Below are 16,620 nucleotides of genomic sequence, written 5' to 3'. Positions count from 1 at the left end.
CCCTATGGAGACCAAGGCCAATTACGTCCTGATCGGAGCCTTCACCATCGCCGGCTTCCTGGGGATGCTGCTGTTCCTGATGTGGTTCGCCAAGCTTCAGCTGAACCGGCAATTCGCCTATTACGACATCTATTTCCCGGAAGTGTCGGGGCTGGGCGTGTCTTCCGAGGTGCTTTTCGCCGGGCTTCCCGTCGGGCGGGTCGTGGACATGCAGCTGTCGCCCAGCATCAACGGCGCCGTGCGGGTGCGGGTCGAGCTGGCCGAGGACACGCCGGTGCGCACCGATTCCCGCGCCGCGATCGAGATCCAGGGCGTCACCGGCGTCTCGAACGTGGCGATCTCTGCCGGCCGGCCGGATTCGCCGCTGCTGCGCGATGCCGACCCGGATTCGATCCCGGTGATCGCCGCCAGCCGCTCGGCCCTGCAGACGCTGTCGGAGCAGGGCCCCGAGATGCTGTCGCGGCTGAACACCGTGGCCGAGCAGCTGACCCAGCTTCTGGGCGACGAGAACCAGAGCCGGGTGCGCAACATCCTGGACAATGTCGAACGCTCCAGCGCCAATCTGGACAAGGCGCTGGCCGACGTGACCACGGCCACCGAATCCATCGCCTCGGCCGCTTCGGACATCTCGGGTTTCGGCGAGCGGCTGGACGGGCTCAGCGCCGCGGCCGAGGCGACGCTGGGCAATGCCGACACGGCGCTGGCCAAGTTCAACGAAAGCGCCGCCAAGGTCGACACGGCGCTGGATTCCGGCACCGCGACGCTGGACGAGGTGCGCGCCTATGTCTCGGGCGACCTGAAGGCGCTGACGCAGCGGCTGGACCAGACCGCCGCCACGCTGGAATCCGACCTGACCCGGCTGGCCGGGCGCGCGGACCAGAGCCTCGACAATCTCGACGCCGCGCTCGCGGTCGGGCAGCGGACGCTGGCCTCGGCCGAGCGGGCCTTCGACGGCGCCGACCGGGTCATCAACAGCAATGTCGAGCCGGTGGTGGCCGACCTGCGCGTGACGCTGGGCAAGGCGAACGAGGCCATCGACCGCGTGGTCGCCGACCTGCCCGAGATCACCGACCGCCTGCGCAATGCCGCCGACAGCGCCGATACCGCCTTTGCCAGCCTGCGCGGCATGCTGGACAGCGCCCGCGCCCCGGTGCAGGCTTTCACCCGCGAGGGGCTGCCGCAATTCACCCGCATGGCCAGCGATCTGCGCGGGCTGGTGGGCAATGTGAACGAGCTGGTCTCGGCGCTGAGGCGCAATCCGTCGCAAGTCCTCTCGGGCCCGCGCGTGCCCGAGTTCCGCCGCTGAGGGAGTCCATGATGCGCATCACCGCCGCCCTGCTTGCCCTGACCCTGACCCTGCCGGGTTGCGCCGCGCTGCGGGTGCTGGAGGGCGAGCCCGACCGCGACGTCTTCGAGCTGCGCCCGCCCTCGGACGTGCCGCGGAGCTGCGGCCGCGGCCGGCTGGCCGAGCTGGTGATCGAGCCGCCCAAGGCGCGCGGCACGCTGGACACCGACCGCATCATGATCCGGCCGAACGAGCTGCAGACGCAATACCTGCCCGATGCGCGCTGGGGCGACACGGTGCCGGTGACGCTGCAGACACTGCTGGTGCGCGGCTTCGGGGTCTATGACGCCTTCACCCATGTCGGCCGCGCGCCGCTGGGCACGGCGGGCGATTACGCGCTGATCAGCGAGATCAACGATTTCAACGCCGAGGTGGCGGGCAAGGGCGCGATCATCAAGCTGACGGTCGATGCCCAGATGGTGCGCGAGATGGACGCCCGCGTGGTGGCGCGCGGGCATTTCGCCGCCACGGCCCAGGCGCCGACCACCCGGACCGCGGATCTGGTCCCGGCCTTCGACGCGGCCGGGCAGCAGCTTGTCGCGCAGATGACCGATTGGGGGCTGCGCGCGGTGGGCGTGAACCCGGCGCGCTGCCGCTAGGGCCGCCGCGCCTCGGAGGGACGGCCGCGGCGGAACAGGCTGGCGCGGTCGTAAAGCTCTTCCAGCCGCTTCATGCGCGGCTCGGTCTCGGGCCAGGTATGTTCCAGAACCGCGGCCAGCAGCGTCTCGACCAGCAAGAGGGCCGCCAACGTGCTGTCCCAGGGCGAGGGCACCTCGACCTGCGCCGAGAAGCGGAAGCGGGCATGGGCCGAAACCGGGCTGACCCAGGGATCGGTGATCAGCACGATCTCGGCGCCCTGCTCGGCGGCCAGTTCCGCCAGCTGCAGGATGGCGCCTTCATAGCGGCGGATGTCGAAGACGATCAGCACGTCGCCCGGCCGCAGCTCCAGCAGCGCCGGCGGCCAGGCGCTGGACAGGACGGGCAGCGCCGTGACGCCCGGGCGCACGATGCCCAGCTGCGTGACCAGATAATCCGCCAGCGCATGGGTGATGCGGCCGCCGATGACCAGCACGCGCCGCGCCGGATCGGCCAGAAGCGCGGCGCAGGCGTCGAATTCGGCATGGTCGATCCGCCCCAGCGTCACCGACAGGTTGGTCAGCACCGCATCGGCAAAGCGGTTCAGGATATGGGTGCGCGGCACGCCCTGGGTCCAGCGCGCTTGTTTCGACAGCGGCGATTCCAGCCGCGCCTCGACCTCGGCGCGCAGCTGGGTCTGGAAGTCGGGATAGCCGCGAAAGCCCAGCTTCTGCACCAGCCGCAGCACCGTGGGGGTCGAGACCCCGGCCTCTTTCGCCAGTTGCGGCATCGACCCCAGGCCCGCCACCGGGTAGTGCCGGGTCAGGTGGCCGGCCAGCAGCCGCTCGGAAGGGGTCGGGGCCTCGAACCGCTGCGCCAGGCGGTCCTCGATCATCTCTGGCGCGGCCGATTGCTGCGGCATCTGCCCGTCCCCCCTGCCGCATTGTTTCTGCGAGTGGTAACCATTGCGGCAGGCTGCGTCCATGGCGGAATATTATTGACAGAATCCAGCGCCTTGCCGCAGCCTGTGATCACAGGGCGCGCAGGGACCGCCCGTCCTGCCGGAGTAGGCCATGCCCGCGAACCTGACTTTCGAGGCCCTGGAAACCGCCGTGCTGTCCGGCGAGATCGACACTGTGATCGTGGCGCTGGCGGACATGCAGGGCCGGCTGATGGGCAAGCGCTTCCACGCCGCGCATTTTCTGGAGAATCCGGGCGAGACGCATTGCTGCAACTATCTGCTGGCCACCGATCTGGAGATGGCGACGGTGCAGGGCTATCGCGCCACGGGCTGGGCCGCGGGCTATGGCGATTACGCCCTGAAGCCCGACCTTTCGACCCTGCGGCGCCTGCCCTGGGCACCGGGAACCGCGCTGTGCATGGCCGATCCCTGCGACCATGATGGCCACCAGCCGGTGCCGCATGCGCCGCGCAACATCCTGCGCCGCCAGATCGCGCGCGCCGCCGCCCTGGGTTTCCAGCCGATGATGGCGACCGAGCTGGAGTTCTTTCTGTTCGAGGGCGATTACCGGCAGCTGCACGATGCCGGCTATCGCGGCCTGGTGCCCACGGCGCGGCACAATATCGACTATGCCCTGACCGGCACCGCCGCCGACGAGCCGGTGATGCGGGCCTTGCGCAACGGGCTTCACGGCGCCGGCATCCCGGTCGAGAATTCCAAGGGCGAGGCCGAGGCGGGCCAGCACGAGATCAATGTCCGCTATTCCGACGCGCTGGACACCGCCGACATGCATGTGCTGGTCAAGGCCGCCACCAAGGAAATCGCGCAGGCGCATGGGCGGTCCGCGACCTTCATGGCGAAATACGCCCATGGCCGCGCCGGTTCTTCCAGCCATGTGCACCAGTCGCTGTTCCGCGACGGGCTCAACGCCTTCCACGATCCGGGGGCCGAGCATGGCATGTCGGCGCTGATGCGGCACTATCTGGCCGGCCAGCTTGCCCATGCCGGGGCGCTGACCTATTTCCTGGCGCCCTATGTCAACAGCTACAAGCGGTTCGTGACCGGGCTGTTCGCTCCGACCAGGGCAGTCTGGGCGCTGGACAACCGCACCGCCGGTTTTCGCGTCTGCGGCGCGGGCAGCGGCGCCATCCGCATCGAATGCCGCATTGGCGGGGCGGACCTGAACCCCTATCTGGCCTGCGCGGCGCTGCTGGCGGCCGGGCTGGACGGGGTCGAGCGCCAGCTGGAGCTGGGCCCCGCCTTTGCCGGCGACGCCTATGCGGCGCGGGACCTGCCCGGGGTCCCCCGCACGCTGGGCGATGCGGCAAGGGCGCTGGACGCGTCGGCCATGCTGCGCGCGGCCTTCGGCGATGCGGTGATCGAGCATTACCTGCACGCCGCCGCGTGGGAGCTTGAGGAACAGAATCGCGTCGTCACCGATTGGGAGCTCGCCCGCGGCTTCGAACGCGCCTGACAGCCCAGAGAGGAGCAGATGACCCAGACCATCCGGCTGATTTCCCCCGTGGACGGCGCGGTCTTTGCCGAAAGGCCGCTGCTCTCTGGCGAAGAGGCCCGCGCCGCCGTGACCCGCGCCCGGGCCGCGCAGCCCGCATGGGCCCGCCGTCCGCTGGCCGAGCGCATCGCCCGGGTCCGGGCCGGGATCGAGGCGCTGAACGCGATGCAGGACCGGATCGTGGCCGAGCTTGCCGGGCAGATCGGCCGCCCGGTGCGCTATGGCGGCGAGCTGTCGGGCGTGAACGAGCGCGCGGATTACATGGCCCGGATCGCGTCCGAGGCGCTGGCCCCGACCGAGATCGAGGACAGCGACCGCTTCCGCCGCGAGATCCGGCGCGATCCGCTGGGCGTGGTGCTGGTCGTCGCGCCCTGGAACTATCCCTATCTCACCGCGATCAACACCATCGTCCCGGCGCTGATCGCCGGCAATGCGGTGGTGTTGAAACATGCCAGCCAGACCCTGCTGGCCGGCGAGCGGCTGGCCGAGGCCATGGCGTGGGGCGGCGTGCCCGCCGACGTGTTCCAGAACCTGGTGCTGGACCACCCCACCACCGAGGCGCTGATCGCCGAGCGCCGTTTCGGCTTCGTCAACTTCACCGGCTCCGTCCGGGGCGGGCGGGCCATCGAGCGCGCCGCCGCCGGCACCTTCACCGCCATCGGGCTGGAGCTGGGCGGCAAGGACCCCGGCTATGTCCGCGCCGATGCCGATCTGGATGCGGCGGTCGAGGGGCTGATGGACGGCGCCATGTTCAACTCGGGGCAATGCTGCTGCGGGATCGAGCGGATCTATGTCCATGCCTCGCTGTTCGACGCCTTCGTCAGGCGGGCGGTGGACTGGGTGCTGCGGCAAAGGCTGGGCGATCCCTACGATCCCGGCACCACGCTGGGCCCGATGGCGCAGCGCCGTTTCGCCGATGCGGTGCGCGGCCAGATCGCCGAGGCGGTGGCGCAGGGCGCGCGGCCGCTGATCGACCCGGCCGCCTTTCCGCAGGACGACGGCGGCGCCTATCTGGCGCCGCAGCTTCTGGTCGGCGTGACCCATGACATGCGGGTGATGCGCGAGGAAAGCTTCGGCCCCGTCGTCGGCATCATGCCCGTTCGCGACGACGACGAGGCGGTGGCGCTGATGAACGATTGCGACTACGGGCTGACCGCCTCGATCTGGACCGCCGATGCCGATGCCGCCATGGCCATCGGCGCGCGGCTGGAAACCGGCACGGTGTTCATGAACCGCTGCGACTATCTGGACCCGGCTTTGTGCTGGACCGGCTGCAAGGATACCGGCCGCGGCGCGGCGCTGTCCGGGCTGGGCTATCTGGCCGTGACCCGACCGAAATCCTATCATCTGCGAAAGGTGCAGAAATGACGCTTCGCGGGAACTGGTCCTATCCGACCACCATCAAATTCGGCGCGGGCCGCGTCACCGAACTGGCCGAGCATTGCAGGGCCGCGGGCATCGCGCGTCCCCTGCTTGTGACCGACAAGGCGCTGGCCGGCCTGCCGATCACCGCGCGGGCCCTGGATATCCTCAAGGCCGGCGGGCTGGGCCGCGCGGTCTTTTCCGAGGTCGATCCGAACCCGCACGAAGGCAATATGGAGGCCGGCATCGCCGCCTACAAAGCCGGCGGGCATGACGGGGTGATCGGCTTTGGCGGCGGCTCGGCGCTGGATTTGGGCAAGATGATCGCGCTGATGGCGGACCAGACCGTATCGGTTTGGGATCTGGAAGACATCGGCGACTGGTGGACCCGCGCGGATGCCGACAGGATCGCGCCCATCATTGCCGTGCCGACCACGGCCGGCACGGGCTCCGAGGTCGGGCGCGCCGGGGTGCTGACCGATGCCCGGACCCATCGCAAGAAGATCATCTTCCATCCCAAGCTGATGCCCACGGTCACGATCTGCGATCCCGAACTTACCGTGGGCATGCCGAGGTCCATCACCGCCGGCACCGGCATGGACGCCTTTGCCCATTGCCTCGAAGCCTTCTGCTCGCCCCATTACCATCCGATGAGCCAGGGCATCGCGCTGGAGGGGCTGCGGCTGGTCAACGAATACCTGCCGCGCGCCTATGCCGTGCCGGACGATCTGGACGCCCGCGCGCAGGTGATGAGCGCCGCCGCCATGGGTGCCGTCGCCTTCCAGAAGGGGCTGGGGGCGATCCACAGCCTCAGCCATCCGGTCGGTGCGGTCTATGGCACCCATCACGGCACCACCAATGCCGTGGTCATGCCCATGGTGCTGGACTTCAACCGACCGGCCATCGAGGACCGGCTGGCCCGCGCCGCCGCCTATCTTGGCATCGGGGGCGGCTTCGACGGGTTCCGCGCCCGGGTGATCGAACTGCGCGCCCTGCTGGGCATTCCCGAGACCCTGACCGCCTTGGGCGTCGGGCGCGACCGGCTGGACGAGCTGACGGCCATGGCGCTGGAGGACCCGTCCTGCGCCGGCAACCCGGTCGCGATGACGCGCCAGAACACCCACGCGCTGTTCGAGTCCTGCCTGTGACCGCGGCGGGTCAGATGATGCCGTGCTGCTTCAGCAGCGCCTGCTCGTCCCCCGCCACCCAGCCAAAGACCCTGGGCGTGCCGTCGAGGACCTGCACGAGGTAATGCACCTCGAACCCGATCGCGATTTCGGGCGCGTCGCCCCGGTCATAGGTCGCGGTCCAGCCGACATGCGCAAGGCAATGCAGCGCGTCCATCGGCGACAGCCGGATCTCGCGGATCGTTATGTTCCTGGTGCCGATGGCGCGGTAATGCGCATAACCCTGGGCCATGGCCTGCCGGAAGGCGTCGTCGTTGCGCCCCGCATTCACCCCGGCCGGAGAGGCGGCGATGAATTCCGGGGCGTAGAGCGCGGCGACCTCCTCCATATCCGCCTCGCCGGCCAGCGCCTGCGCGAACAGTTGCTCGTAGCGGGCGAAGAATGCGCGAATGATGTCCTCCATGCCTCCCTCCTGTCAGCCCTTGTGGAAATGGTCGACGATCTTCTGCGCCATGGATTCGCTGATGCCCTCGACCGCGACCAGATCGGCGAGCCCGGCGCGGCTGACCGCCTTGGCGCTGCCGAAATGCTGCAGCAGCGCGCGCTTGCGGGCGGCGCCGATGCCGGGGATCTCGTCCAGCGGATTGGCCATCACGGCCTTGGCCCGCTTGGCGCGATGGGTGCCGATGGCCCAGCGATGCGCCTCGTCCCGCAGGCGCTGGACGAAATACAGCACCGGGTCGTTCATCCGCAGGGCGAAGGGCCGCTGGCCGTAGCGGTGGAACTCTTCCTTGCCGTGGTCGCGGTCCTCGCCCTTGGCGACGCCGACCATGGGGATGTCCTCGACCCCCATCTCGGCCATGATCTCGTGCACGGCCGAGACCTGCCCGGCGCCGCCGTCGATCAGCAGAAGGTCGGGCCAGGTGTCGGTCTGGCGGTCCGGGTCCTCTTTCAGCAGGCGCGAGAAGCGGCGGGTCAGCACTTCCTTCATCATGCCGAAATCGTCGCCCGGCGTGATCTCGGTGCCCTTGATGTTGAACTTGCGATACTGGCTTTTGATCCAGCCCTCGGGGCCGGCCACGACCATGCCGCCGACGGCATTGGTGCCCTGGATATGGCTGTTGTCATAGACCTCGATGCGCTGCGGCACGGCGGGCAGGTCCAGGGCCTCGGCCAGCCCCTCCAGCAGACGCTGCTGCGCCGCGCTTTCCGACATGCGGCGCGCCAGGCTTTCGCGGGCGTTGCGCAGGGCGTTTTCGACCAGCTCGGCCTTTTCGCCGCGCCGGGGCACGCCCAGCGTGACCTTGCGCCCGGCCTTTTCCGACAGCGCCTCGGTCATCAGGTCGGGATCCTCGATGCCATGCGACAGCAGGATCAGCCGCGGCGGCACCTTGCCGTCGTAGAACTGCGCCAGGAAGGCCTGCATCACCTCGTCGGCCGATTCAACGCCGTTGAGCTTGGGATAGAAATCGCGGTTGCCCCAGCTCTGGTTGCCGCGGATGAAGAAGACCTGCACGCAGGCCTGCCCGCCCTCCATGTGCAGCGCGATCACGTCAGCCTCGGGCACGCCGCGCGGGTTGATCGCCTGCACCGATTGCACGGCGGTCAGCGCCTTGATGCGGTCGCGAAGGGCGGCGGCGCGTTCGTATTCCATCGCCTCGGCCGCCTCGGCCATCTCGCGCGCCAGGTCGGCCTGGATACGGGTGGTCTTGCCCTGCAGGAACAGCTCGGCATCGGCGACCAGGCTGTTGTATTCCTCCAGCCCGATGCGGCCGACGCAGGGCGCGCTGCATCGCTTGATCTGGTAAAGCAGGCAGGGCCGCGTCCGGCTGGAGAAGGTCGCGTCCGTGCAGCTGCGCAGCAGGAACACCCGCTGCAGCTGGTTCAGCGTCCGGTTCACCGCCCCGGCGCTGGCGAAGGGGCCGTAATAATCGCCCTTTTCCGCCTTGGCGCCGCGATGCTTCTTGATCTGCGCAAAGGGATGCGACTTGGCGACCAGGATGTTCGGAAAGCTCTTGTCGTCGCGCAAGAGCACGTTGTAGCGCGGCTTGAGCTGCTTGATCAGGTTCTGCTCCAGCAGCAGCGCCTCGGTCTCGGTGCGCGTGGTCAGGAACATCATCGAGCAGGTCTCGCGGATCATCCGCGCGATGCGCGCCGAATGCCCGCTGCCGCGCGCATAGTTCGAGACCCGCGCCCGCAGGTTCCGCGCCTTGCCGACGTAAAGCACCGCCCCTTGCGCATCCAGCATCCGATAGACCCCCGGCGAGCCGTCGAGCGTCTTCAGATAGTCCTGGATCAGCGCATGGCCCGTCTTGGCGGGCCGCTTTTCTGGGGTGGAGTCGGTCATGCTGCTAACGAAATGATTCTCGGGCTCGGCTGCAAGTTCGGACGCGAAAGTTCAAGCTGAATCCTGTCCACGGAATCTGTGGATAACTCTGTGAATCAGCTTGGGAGTATCACGCGTTCAATTAGCGTTTCTTGGGGTTTCATTGCTTTGCACAAATTCTAGGCAGTATTGCAAGGTGTTGATTGCAGGAGATATTTTTTCTCTCTTGCGCAATCCCCTGAATTTCTTGCCAGAATCGTGAAGATTGCGTGAACGCCTTGCGCAAGGTGGACAACTTGGCGGGGACCGGCGGTTTTTTGCTCTATTCGACGCCCAGCACGTCGGGGGTGCGCCAGGCCAGATGCTGGCCTCCGTCCACGCAGATCAGCTGCCCGGTGACCGAGGGCGCGTCGATCAGATAGCCAAGCGCGGCGCAGACATCCTCGGGCCCGGCGCCGCGTTGCAGGATGGTCGCGGCGCGCTGATTGGCGAAATGGCTGTCGGACTGGCGGATGCCCTGCATGGTCGGGCCGGGGCCGATGGCGTTGACGCGGATGTCCGGCGCCAGCGCTTGGGCCGAGGTGCGCGTCAGCCACCACAGCCCGGCCTTGGCCAGGGAATAGGTCATGAATTCCGGCGTCGGCTTCAGCACCCGCTGGTCGATCATGTTGACGATCAGGCCGCGGGCCACCGGCTCGGCGCCGCTGCGGTCCGCCTTGGGCGCCTGGCGCGCGAAGGCTTGGGTCAGCAGGAAGGGCGCCCGCAGGTTCGAGCCCATATGCCGGTCCCAGCTGTCGCGCGTCGCCGTGGCGATATTGTCGTATTCGAAGATCGAGGCGTTGTTCACCAGCAGCGTCAGCGGCCCCAGGGCGGCATGGGCGCGATCCACCAGCGCCTCGCTCTGGTCCAGATCCAGAAGGTTGGCGCCGAAGATCTCGGCCCGGACGCCCAGGGCGCGGGCTTCGGCCGCGGTGGCCCGGGCCTCCGCCTCCGAGCTTTGGTAATGGATCGCCACATCCAGCCCGCGCCGCGCCAGATACAGGGTGATGGCCCGCCCCAGGCGGCGGGCGCCTCCGGTTACCAGCGCCGTCATTTCCGCCCGATCCCCAGCAGCCTGGCGATGATCCGCCGCACCCCGGGTCCGGCGGCCAAAGCCAGCGCGCAGATGATGAGCAGGCACAGGATGACGACCTTGATCATCCGCGTCCCGCCCCGAAACGCGCAAAGGCGGCGCGTTCCTCGATGCCGTCGATGAAATCATCGGCGGACAGGCCGAAGCGGCGCAGCAGCGGCACGCGCTGGCCATAGGTCAGGAAGCGCACCTTGTCGCCGTAAAGTTCGCGCATCTTCGGCACCAGATGGGCGATGCCGTCCGCCAGCCCCAGCCCGACCGCCTCGCGGCCGGTCCAGATCTCGCCGGTGAACAGGTCGCGATCCTCGGGCAGGCGGCTGCCGCGGCGGGTGCGCACCTGTTCCTTGAAGGCCTCGTGGATCGGGCCCAGCAAGCGGTTCAGCCGCTCGATATCCTCGGGGGTCTGGGGCCGGAACGGGTCCAGCATCGATTTCGAGCGGCCGGCGGTATGCACGCGGCGCTCGATGCCGTGGCGCTGGATCAGCTCGACGAAGCCGAAGCCCGAGGAAATCACCCCGATCGAGCCCAGCACCGAACTGTCGTCGGCCCAGATGTAATCCGCCGCCGTCGCCAGCCAGTAGCCGCCCGAGGCCGCCACATCCTCGACGAAGGCATGGACCGGGATCTCGCGCTCTTCGGCGAGGCGGCGGATGCGGGCGCCGATCAGGCTGGACTGGACGGGCGAGCCGCCGGGCGAGTTCAACGCCAGCGCCACGGCGGCGGGCTTGCGCCGCTTGAAGGCGCGTTCCAGCAGCGGCGCCAGCGCGGCATCGGACAGGCCGGGGCCGCCGCGGCCGGCAACCCCGATGGCGCCTTGCAGGCGCAGGACGGCGACGGTGGCCGGGCGGTTCATGAATGGAATTCTCATGGGCTCCAGATAGGCGGATGCGGGGCTGCGGGCAAGCTCTCAGCCGCGGGCTTTCAGAAAGGCCAGCACCTCGGCGCGGTCGGGCATGGCATCGCCGGCGCCCCGGCGGGTGACCTGCAGCGCGGCGGCGGCAGCGGCGTGGCGCAGCGCGGTCGGCGCGTCCTCGCCCCGCGCCAGCCCGGCGGCGAACCAGCCGGCAAAGCAATCTCCGGCGCCGGTCGTGTCCACTGCCTGCACCGCGAAGGCCGGCTGGCGCCAGACCTGGCCGCCGCGCAGGTCGCGGAACTCGGCGCCATCGGCGCCGCGGGTGATCAGCAGCGCCTCGACCGGCAGGTCCTCGCCCAAGGCAGCGAAGGTATCGCGGGCCTCGATCGCGTTCACCGCCAGGATCGAGACCTGCGGCAGGACCTCGCGCAGCGCGGCGATGCTGAAGGGCGCGGCGGAATAGATCACCCGCGCCCCGGCCTTGCGGGCCAGCGCCGCCGTCTTGGCCTGCAGGCTGGTTTCGTTCTGCATCAGCAGGATGTCGCGGGGGCGGAAATCCGCCCGCTCCGCCAGCTCGGGCGGCAGGGCCAGGTTCGCGCCGCCATGCAGCACGATCGAGTTCTCGCCGTCGGCATCGACCAGGATGATGGCATGGCCGGTAGCCACCTCCGGCAGCCGAAGAATGCCGCCGGTCTGCACGCCGGCGGCGGCCAGCCGCTCCAGCACCCAGTCGTCGCCCATGCCCATGGCGCCCAGATGCACGACGCTGGCCCCGGCGCGGGCGGCGGCGACCGACTGGTTGGCGCCCTTGCCGCCCAGGCCCAGGGCATGGGATCGCGCGTGCAGCGTCTCGCCGGCGCGGGGCAGGGCCGGCAGGCGGTAGACATGGTCGATGTTGATCGAGCCGAGATTGTAGATCGTCATGTCCGTCCCCGTCCTGTTCCGCCCATCTGAGCGGGGCGCGGCCGGCTTGTCCATATCGGGCGCGGCAAAACCGGCGGCCGCGAACGAAAAACGCGCCCCGGGGGGCGCGCTTCAAGTTCAGGTCCGGCGGATCAGTCCGGCTTGCGCCGATGCTTTATCGGCCACCACAGCTTCTTGTTGGTCAGGTAGAGCAGCACCGTCAGCACGATCAGGAAAAGCACCGAGACGAAGCCGACCTGCTTGCGGTCCATCATCTTCGGCTCGGCGGTCCACATCAGGAAGGCGGCCACATCGCGGGCCATCTGGTCGACGGTCGCCTCGGTGCCGTCCTCATAGGTGACCTGGTCGTCGCTGAGCGGCGGCGGCATCTGGATCCAGCCGCCCGGGAAGGCGGTGTTGTGATAGAGCACCGCGCCCGCCTCTTCCTTTTCCTCGCCGTCATAGCCGGCCAGGATGGCATGGATGTATTCCGGGCCGCCGATGCCGTTGAACAGCTGCGAGATGCCGGTGCCATAGGGCCCGTGGAAGCCGGCGCGCGCCTTGGCCATCAGCGACAGGTCCGGACCCATGCCCTCGCCCGAGACGGTCGGGAAATGGTCGGTCGGAACGCGCGGACGATCCTCGCCGGTTTCCGCATCGGTGATGTCGAAATTCGCGGCATAGGCGCGGACCTGATCCTCGGGCAGCTGCGGGCCGCCCTCGTCCGCCAGGGTGCGCAGCGGCACGTAGCGCAGGCCGTGGCAGGCGGCGCAGACCTCGGTATAGACCTGCAAGCCGCGCTGCAGCTGGAACTGGTCGAACTTGCCGAAGGGACCCTCGAAGCTGAACGAGATGTCCTCGATATGCCCGGCGGCATGGCTGTCGCCGGCCTCTTCGGCCGCGGCATCGCCGTGGCCTTCTTCGGCGGCGGCCTCGGCCTCCTCGACGGGCGCCTCCTCGGCCGGGGCTTCCTCGGCTGCCGCGTCCTCCGCCGGGGCTTCTTCCTCGGCGGCTTCCGGTTCCTCGGCGGCCGGCTCTTCCTCGGCCGGGGCGGCGGCTTCTTCCGCCGCAGGCTCGACTGCGGCCGGCTCGTCGGCGGCCGGAGCAGCCTCCTCCGCCGGTTCCTCCGCAGCAGGTTCTTCCGCAGCGGGTTCCTCTGCGGCCGCGGGATCCTCTGCCGCCGGCTCCTCTGCCGCGGGTTGCTCCGCGGCCGGTTCTTCCGTCGCCTCGGCCGCGGGTTCGGCCTCGCCCTCGGCCGGCTCGGCCTCGGTGGCGGCCGGCTCGTCGGCCGGTTCGGCGGCGGTTTCAGCCGCCGGGGCCGCATCGGCCGCCGGGGCGGCCGTGTCGTTCGCTTGATAGCTCGAGCCCGCAGGGGCTGTGGTGCCGGGCGCGGTGCTTGCGTCCTGCGCCACGGCGCCGCCTGCCAGGGCAACGGTCAGGGCCGCAACAGCCGTGAGCGATGCGTTTCTCAGGGTCATTGTTGCCTCTCCTTACTCGGCAGGATGGGTTTCGGGCCCGTAATGGGCGTTGAAGTCTTCCTCGATGGTCTGCGGCATCGGATCGGGCTTCTCGATGATGCCCAGCAGCGGCAGGATCACGAGGAAATAGGCGAACCAATAGGCCGAGCCGGCCAGCGCGATATAGGGATAGATCCCCTCGGCCGGCATGGCGCCCACCCACATCAGGACCACGAAGTCCACCGCCAGCAGCCAGAACCACCACTTGAACTGCGGCCGATACTGGCCCGACCGCACGCGCGAGGTGTCCAGCCACGGCACCAGCGCCATGACCAGAATGGCGCCGAACATCGCGATCACGCCGAAGAACTTGGCGTCGATGATGCGGAAGGACAGCCAGTTCACCAGCTGCACCAGCCAGACATCGGCGGTGAAGGCGCGCAGGATGGCGTAGAAGGGCAGGAAATACCATTCCGGCACGATATGGGCCGGGGTCGCCAGCGGGTTCGCCTCGATATAGTTGTCGGGGTGGCCGAGATAGTTCGGCATGAAGCCGACGACGGCGAAGAACACCACCAGCACCACGGCCAGCGCGAACAGGTCCTTGATCACGAAATAGGGCCAGAAGGGCAGGGTGTCCCTTTGCGCCTCTTCCTTCGAGCCGCGGCGGACCTCGACGCCGGTCGGGTTGTTGTTGCCGGTGGTGTGGAAGGCCCAGATATGGACGATCACCAGCGCGGCGATGACGAAGGGCAGCAGGTAATGCAGCGAGAAGAAGCGGTTCAGCGTCGCGTTGTCCACGGCCGGGCCGCCCAGCAGCCAGGTCTGGATCGCTTCGCCGACCCCCGGGATGGCGCCGAACAGGCCGGTGATCACGGTGGCGCCCCAGAAGGACATCTGGCCCCAGGGCAGCACGTAGCCCATGAAGGCGGTGCCCATCATCATCAGATAGATCAGCATGCCGACGATCCAGGTCACCTCGCGCGGGGCCTTGTAGGAGCCGTAATAGAGGCCGCGGAAGATGTGGATATAGACGGCGAAGAAGAACAGCGAGGCGCCGTTCGCATGCAGGTAGCGCAGCATGTAGCCGCCGTTCACGTCGCGCATGATATGCTCGACCGAGGCGAAGGCCAGGTCGACATGCGGCGTGTAATGCATGACCAGCACGATGCCGGTCGCGATCTGCAGCACCAGGCAGAAGGCCAGCACGATGCCCCAGATCCACCACCAGTTCAGGTTCTTGGGGGTGGGGATCATCAGGGTGTCGTAAAGCAGGCTGACGATGGGCAGGCGGCGATGCAGCCAGCGCTCGAAGCCCGTCTTGGGCTCGTAATGGTCGTGGGGAATACCGGCCATGTGCGCCTCCTCAGCCCAGCTTGATGGTGGTTTCGTTGACGAATTCGGCAACGGGAATGTGCAGGTTCTGCGGCGCCGGCCCTCTGCGGATGCGGCCCGAAGTGTCGTAATGCGAGCCGTGGCAGGGGCAGAACCAGCCGCCGAAATCGCCGGCGCCGTCGCCGATCGGCACGCAGCCCAGATGGGTGCAGACGCCGATCATCACCAGCCATTCGCCGGCCTCGTCCAGGCTGCGGTTTTCGTCGGTGGCGGGCTCGCCCGGCTTGTTGGCGTTCTCGGCGTTCTGGTCGATGAGCTCGCCAAGCTGCACCTCGCGCGCCGCGGCGATCTCGTCCTCGGTGCGGCGGCGGATGAACACGGGCTTGCCGAGCCATTTCACCGTCAGCTGGGTGCCGGTTTCGACGCCGCTGACATCGACCTGGATCGAGGCGAGCGCCTGGACGTCGGCCGAGGGGTTCATCTGGTTGACAAGGGTCCAGGCGGCGGCCCCGGCCGCGACGGTGCCGGCTCCGGCCGTCGCGTAATAGAGGAAGTCCCTCCGGGTGGCGCCGTGATCGCCTGCGTGTTCGTCTGCGTGGGACACGGGTCTGATCTCCATTTATGCCCCGGAATCGGGGCGATACGACGGAACGGGCCGTGTCGTTGCACAGCCCTCGCCGGGCGGTTCTAGCGATCAAATCCCCGTCAGTCCAGCGGGCCCGGCGCGGCCGCGCGCCGCAAATCGCCGCAGGTGTGGGATTTTGGCTGCGCGATTAGAGGCGCCTTTTCGGGTGATTGCGCTAAAGCAGCCCCTCGCTGCGAAAGCTGAGCTCGCGCGACCGGCCGATGATCAGGTGATCGTGGACCGCGATTCCCATCACCTCGGCCGCGGCGACGATGCGGGCGGTCATGCCGATATCGGCCTGCGAGGGGGTCGGGTCGCCCGACGGGTGGTTGTGGAACTCTCCACTAAAGAAATATAAGTTGTTGATAGAAAGCGTTTTTTCATGTGATCGTTGCTTTCCTGGGGACGCTAATTGGGGGTGGTTTCGAGTGCTCATTCGTGCTTAGCCCGCAACGTCATCCCCATCCACGCAGCGACCCGGAGATGCACGGCAAGTCACGACATTGGACTTGTCCCATGCGTCCAACGAATCCACAGGATAGAGGACAGCTTTCCCGATCTTAACGAAGGATGGGCCGATTCGCATCCCGCGCCAGTTTCGTAAGGTTCCTACGCTGATGCTTCCACGGTAGCGTTCGGCCACTTCTTCGGGCGTCAAGAATTTCGATTCCGGCATGGCGATCTCTCCCGATGCGGGACGGCAATGCGCTCGCTGGAGCGTCGTGCCGTTCCTGATGAACGACGGGCCTGCCGAAGGCATGTACGTTCAGCATATGCCTTCACGAGAACGCAGAACCTGTCACGCTTGAGAACGGCGGTGAGAAATTCGTCCACGGTAGCGGTGGCTTGGTGCTGCTGCGGGCGGCGTAAAAGTCGTCCACCTATTCCCTTTCTGCGGCGGCAGGGAGGGCGTGAGGATTTACAGCGTGGACCTATATCTGAGAGTTCGCCAGGCTTGCGCGGAAGGCATGAGCCAGCGGGAAGCGGCGCGGGTGTTCAACATCTCGCGTGACACGGTTGCGAAGATGATGACCTTCTCGGTGCCACCGGGCTACCGACGGACGGCCGAGGTCAGGCGGCCAAAGCTTGATCCTTTCATCCCGAT

The 16,620-nt window shown here is 68.1% G+C and carries 13 protein-coding genes and 2 pseudogenes; 5 read left to right on the top strand and 10 right to left on the bottom strand.

The window, feature by feature from the left end; genetic code table 11:
- Positions 1-4 precede the first annotated feature (4 nt).
- Positions 5-1,306, top strand: coding sequence for an MlaD family protein (locus PARJ55_RS0102135; RefSeq protein WP_028711489.1), 1,302 nt, complete (start codon positions 5-7; stop codon positions 1,304-1,306).
- Positions 1,307-1,314: 8 nt separating this feature from the next.
- A complete protein-coding gene (locus PARJ55_RS0102130; protein WP_028711488.1) occupies positions 1,315-1,944 on the top strand; it encodes an ABC-type transport auxiliary lipoprotein family protein in 630 nt (209 codons plus the stop codon).
- On the opposite strand, the gene PARJ55_RS0102125 is transcribed toward PARJ55_RS0102130, so the two are convergent.
- Positions 1,941-2,843: a MurR/RpiR family transcriptional regulator gene (locus PARJ55_RS0102125; RefSeq protein ID WP_036713711.1), complete on the bottom strand. Its 903-nt coding sequence runs from the start codon at positions 2,841-2,843 to the stop codon at positions 1,941-1,943. The two genes, PARJ55_RS0102130 and PARJ55_RS0102125, sit on opposite strands and share 4 nt — an antisense overlap.
- Positions 2,844-2,994: 151 nt before the next feature.
- On the opposite strand from PARJ55_RS0102125, the gene PARJ55_RS0102120 reads away from it, so the two are divergent.
- The 3 genes from PARJ55_RS0102120 to PARJ55_RS0102110 are packed head-to-tail and all read left to right on the top strand — an operon-like array spanning position 2,995 to position 6,905.
- Complete coding sequence (locus tag PARJ55_RS0102120; protein ID WP_028711486.1) at positions 2,995-4,356, top strand: glutamine synthetase family protein; 1,362 nt, start codon at positions 2,995-2,997, stop codon at positions 4,354-4,356.
- A gap of 18 nt (positions 4,357-4,374) precedes the next feature.
- Positions 4,375-5,763, top strand: a complete 1,389-nt coding sequence (locus tag PARJ55_RS0102115) for an aldehyde dehydrogenase family protein (RefSeq protein WP_028711485.1) — start codon at positions 4,375-4,377, stop codon at positions 5,761-5,763.
- Positions 5,760-6,905 carry an iron-containing alcohol dehydrogenase gene (locus tag PARJ55_RS0102110; RefSeq protein WP_028711484.1) on the top strand — a complete coding sequence of 382 codons (1,146 nt, stop codon included), beginning with the start codon at positions 5,760-5,762 and terminating at the stop codon, positions 6,903-6,905. Before PARJ55_RS0102115 ends, PARJ55_RS0102110 begins: the two co-directional genes overlap by 4 nt.
- Before the next feature lie 10 nt (positions 6,906-6,915).
- On the opposite strand, the gene PARJ55_RS0102105 is transcribed toward PARJ55_RS0102110, so the two are convergent.
- From PARJ55_RS0102105 to PARJ55_RS23185, 9 genes and pseudogenes are all read right to left on the bottom strand, one after another.
- Positions 6,916-7,347, bottom strand: coding sequence for a hypothetical protein (locus PARJ55_RS0102105; RefSeq protein ID WP_028711483.1), 432 nt, complete (start codon positions 7,345-7,347; stop codon positions 6,916-6,918).
- A 12-nt stretch (positions 7,348-7,359) separates the two neighbouring features.
- On the bottom strand, positions 7,360-9,231 hold the full coding sequence (gene uvrC, locus PARJ55_RS0102100) for an excinuclease ABC subunit UvrC (RefSeq protein ID WP_028711482.1): 1,872 nt from the start codon (positions 9,229-9,231) through the stop codon (positions 7,360-7,362).
- Positions 9,232-9,532: 301 nt separating this feature from the next.
- On the bottom strand, positions 9,533-10,303 hold the full coding sequence (locus tag PARJ55_RS0102095) for an SDR family oxidoreductase (RefSeq protein WP_028711481.1): 771 nt from the start codon (positions 10,301-10,303) through the stop codon (positions 9,533-9,535).
- A gap of 103 nt (positions 10,304-10,406) precedes the next feature.
- Positions 10,407-11,210 (bottom strand): S49 family peptidase, encoded by an 804-nt coding sequence (locus PARJ55_RS0102085; protein ID WP_028711480.1) that lies wholly within the window; start codon positions 11,208-11,210, stop codon positions 10,407-10,409.
- A gap of 39 nt (positions 11,211-11,249) precedes the next feature.
- Positions 11,250-12,119 carry a ribokinase gene (locus PARJ55_RS0102080; protein WP_028711479.1) on the bottom strand — a complete coding sequence of 290 codons (870 nt, stop codon included), beginning with the start codon at positions 12,117-12,119 and terminating at the stop codon, positions 11,250-11,252.
- 131 nt (positions 12,120-12,250) lie between these two features.
- Positions 12,251-13,003 (bottom strand): annotated as a pseudogene (locus tag PARJ55_RS24850) (cytochrome c1); the annotation flags it as partial.
- A gap of 585 nt (positions 13,004-13,588) precedes the next feature.
- Positions 13,589-14,911: a cytochrome b gene (gene petB / locus PARJ55_RS0102070; protein WP_028711477.1), complete on the bottom strand. Its 1,323-nt coding sequence runs from the start codon at positions 14,909-14,911 to the stop codon at positions 13,589-13,591.
- A gap of 10 nt (positions 14,912-14,921) precedes the next feature.
- Entirely contained in the window at positions 14,922-15,509 is a 588-nt protein-coding gene (gene petA / locus PARJ55_RS0102065; protein WP_036696959.1) for a ubiquinol-cytochrome c reductase iron-sulfur subunit, read from the bottom strand.
- A gap of 181 nt (positions 15,510-15,690) precedes the next feature.
- Positions 15,691-15,849, bottom strand: a pseudogene (locus PARJ55_RS23185) (JAB domain-containing protein); the annotation flags it as partial.
- Positions 15,850-16,620: the final 771 nt, after the last annotated feature.

The sequence above is a fragment of the Paracoccus sp. J55 genome (assembly GCF_000513975.1).
Taxonomy (GTDB): Bacteria; Pseudomonadota; Alphaproteobacteria; order Rhodobacterales; family Rhodobacteraceae; genus Paracoccus.
Note: the sequence above shows the minus strand (reverse complement) of the source record. Positions and strands in the feature narration are given on the sequence as shown.

Bases quoted from the DNA above. Each gene is read 5' to 3' on its own strand.
- PARJ55_RS0102085 (WP_028711480.1), bottom strand. From the start codon at position 11,210: ATGAGAATTCCATTCATGAACCGCCCGGCCACCGTCGCCGTCCTGCGC.
- PARJ55_RS0102110 (WP_028711484.1), top strand. From the start codon at position 5,760: ATGACGCTTCGCGGGAACTGGTCCTATCCGACCACCATCAAATTCGGC.
- petA (WP_036696959.1), bottom strand. From the start codon at position 15,509: ATGGAGATCAGACCCGTGTCCCACGCAGACGAACACGCAGGCGATCAC.
- uvrC (WP_028711482.1), bottom strand. From the start codon at position 9,231: ATGACCGACTCCACCCCAGAAAAGCGGCCCGCCAAGACGGGCCATGCG.
- PARJ55_RS0102130 (WP_028711488.1), top strand. From the start codon at position 1,315: ATGATGCGCATCACCGCCGCCCTGCTTGCCCTGACCCTGACCCTGCCG.
- petB (WP_028711477.1), bottom strand. From the start codon at position 14,911: ATGGCCGGTATTCCCCACGACCATTACGAGCCCAAGACGGGCTTCGAG.
- PARJ55_RS0102105 (WP_028711483.1), bottom strand. From the start codon at position 7,347: ATGGAGGACATCATTCGCGCATTCTTCGCCCGCTACGAGCAACTGTTC.
- PARJ55_RS0102135 (WP_028711489.1), top strand. From the start codon at position 5: ATGGAGACCAAGGCCAATTACGTCCTGATCGGAGCCTTCACCATCGCC.
- PARJ55_RS0102125 (WP_036713711.1), bottom strand. From the start codon at position 2,843: ATGCCGCAGCAATCGGCCGCGCCAGAGATGATCGAGGACCGCCTGGCG.
- PARJ55_RS0102115 (WP_028711485.1), top strand. From the start codon at position 4,375: ATGACCCAGACCATCCGGCTGATTTCCCCCGTGGACGGCGCGGTCTTT.
- PARJ55_RS0102080 (WP_028711479.1), bottom strand. From the start codon at position 12,119: ATGACGATCTACAATCTCGGCTCGATCAACATCGACCATGTCTACCGC.
- PARJ55_RS0102120 (WP_028711486.1), top strand. From the start codon at position 2,995: ATGCCCGCGAACCTGACTTTCGAGGCCCTGGAAACCGCCGTGCTGTCC.
- PARJ55_RS0102095 (WP_028711481.1), bottom strand. From the start codon at position 10,303: ATGACGGCGCTGGTAACCGGAGGCGCCCGCCGCCTGGGGCGGGCCATC.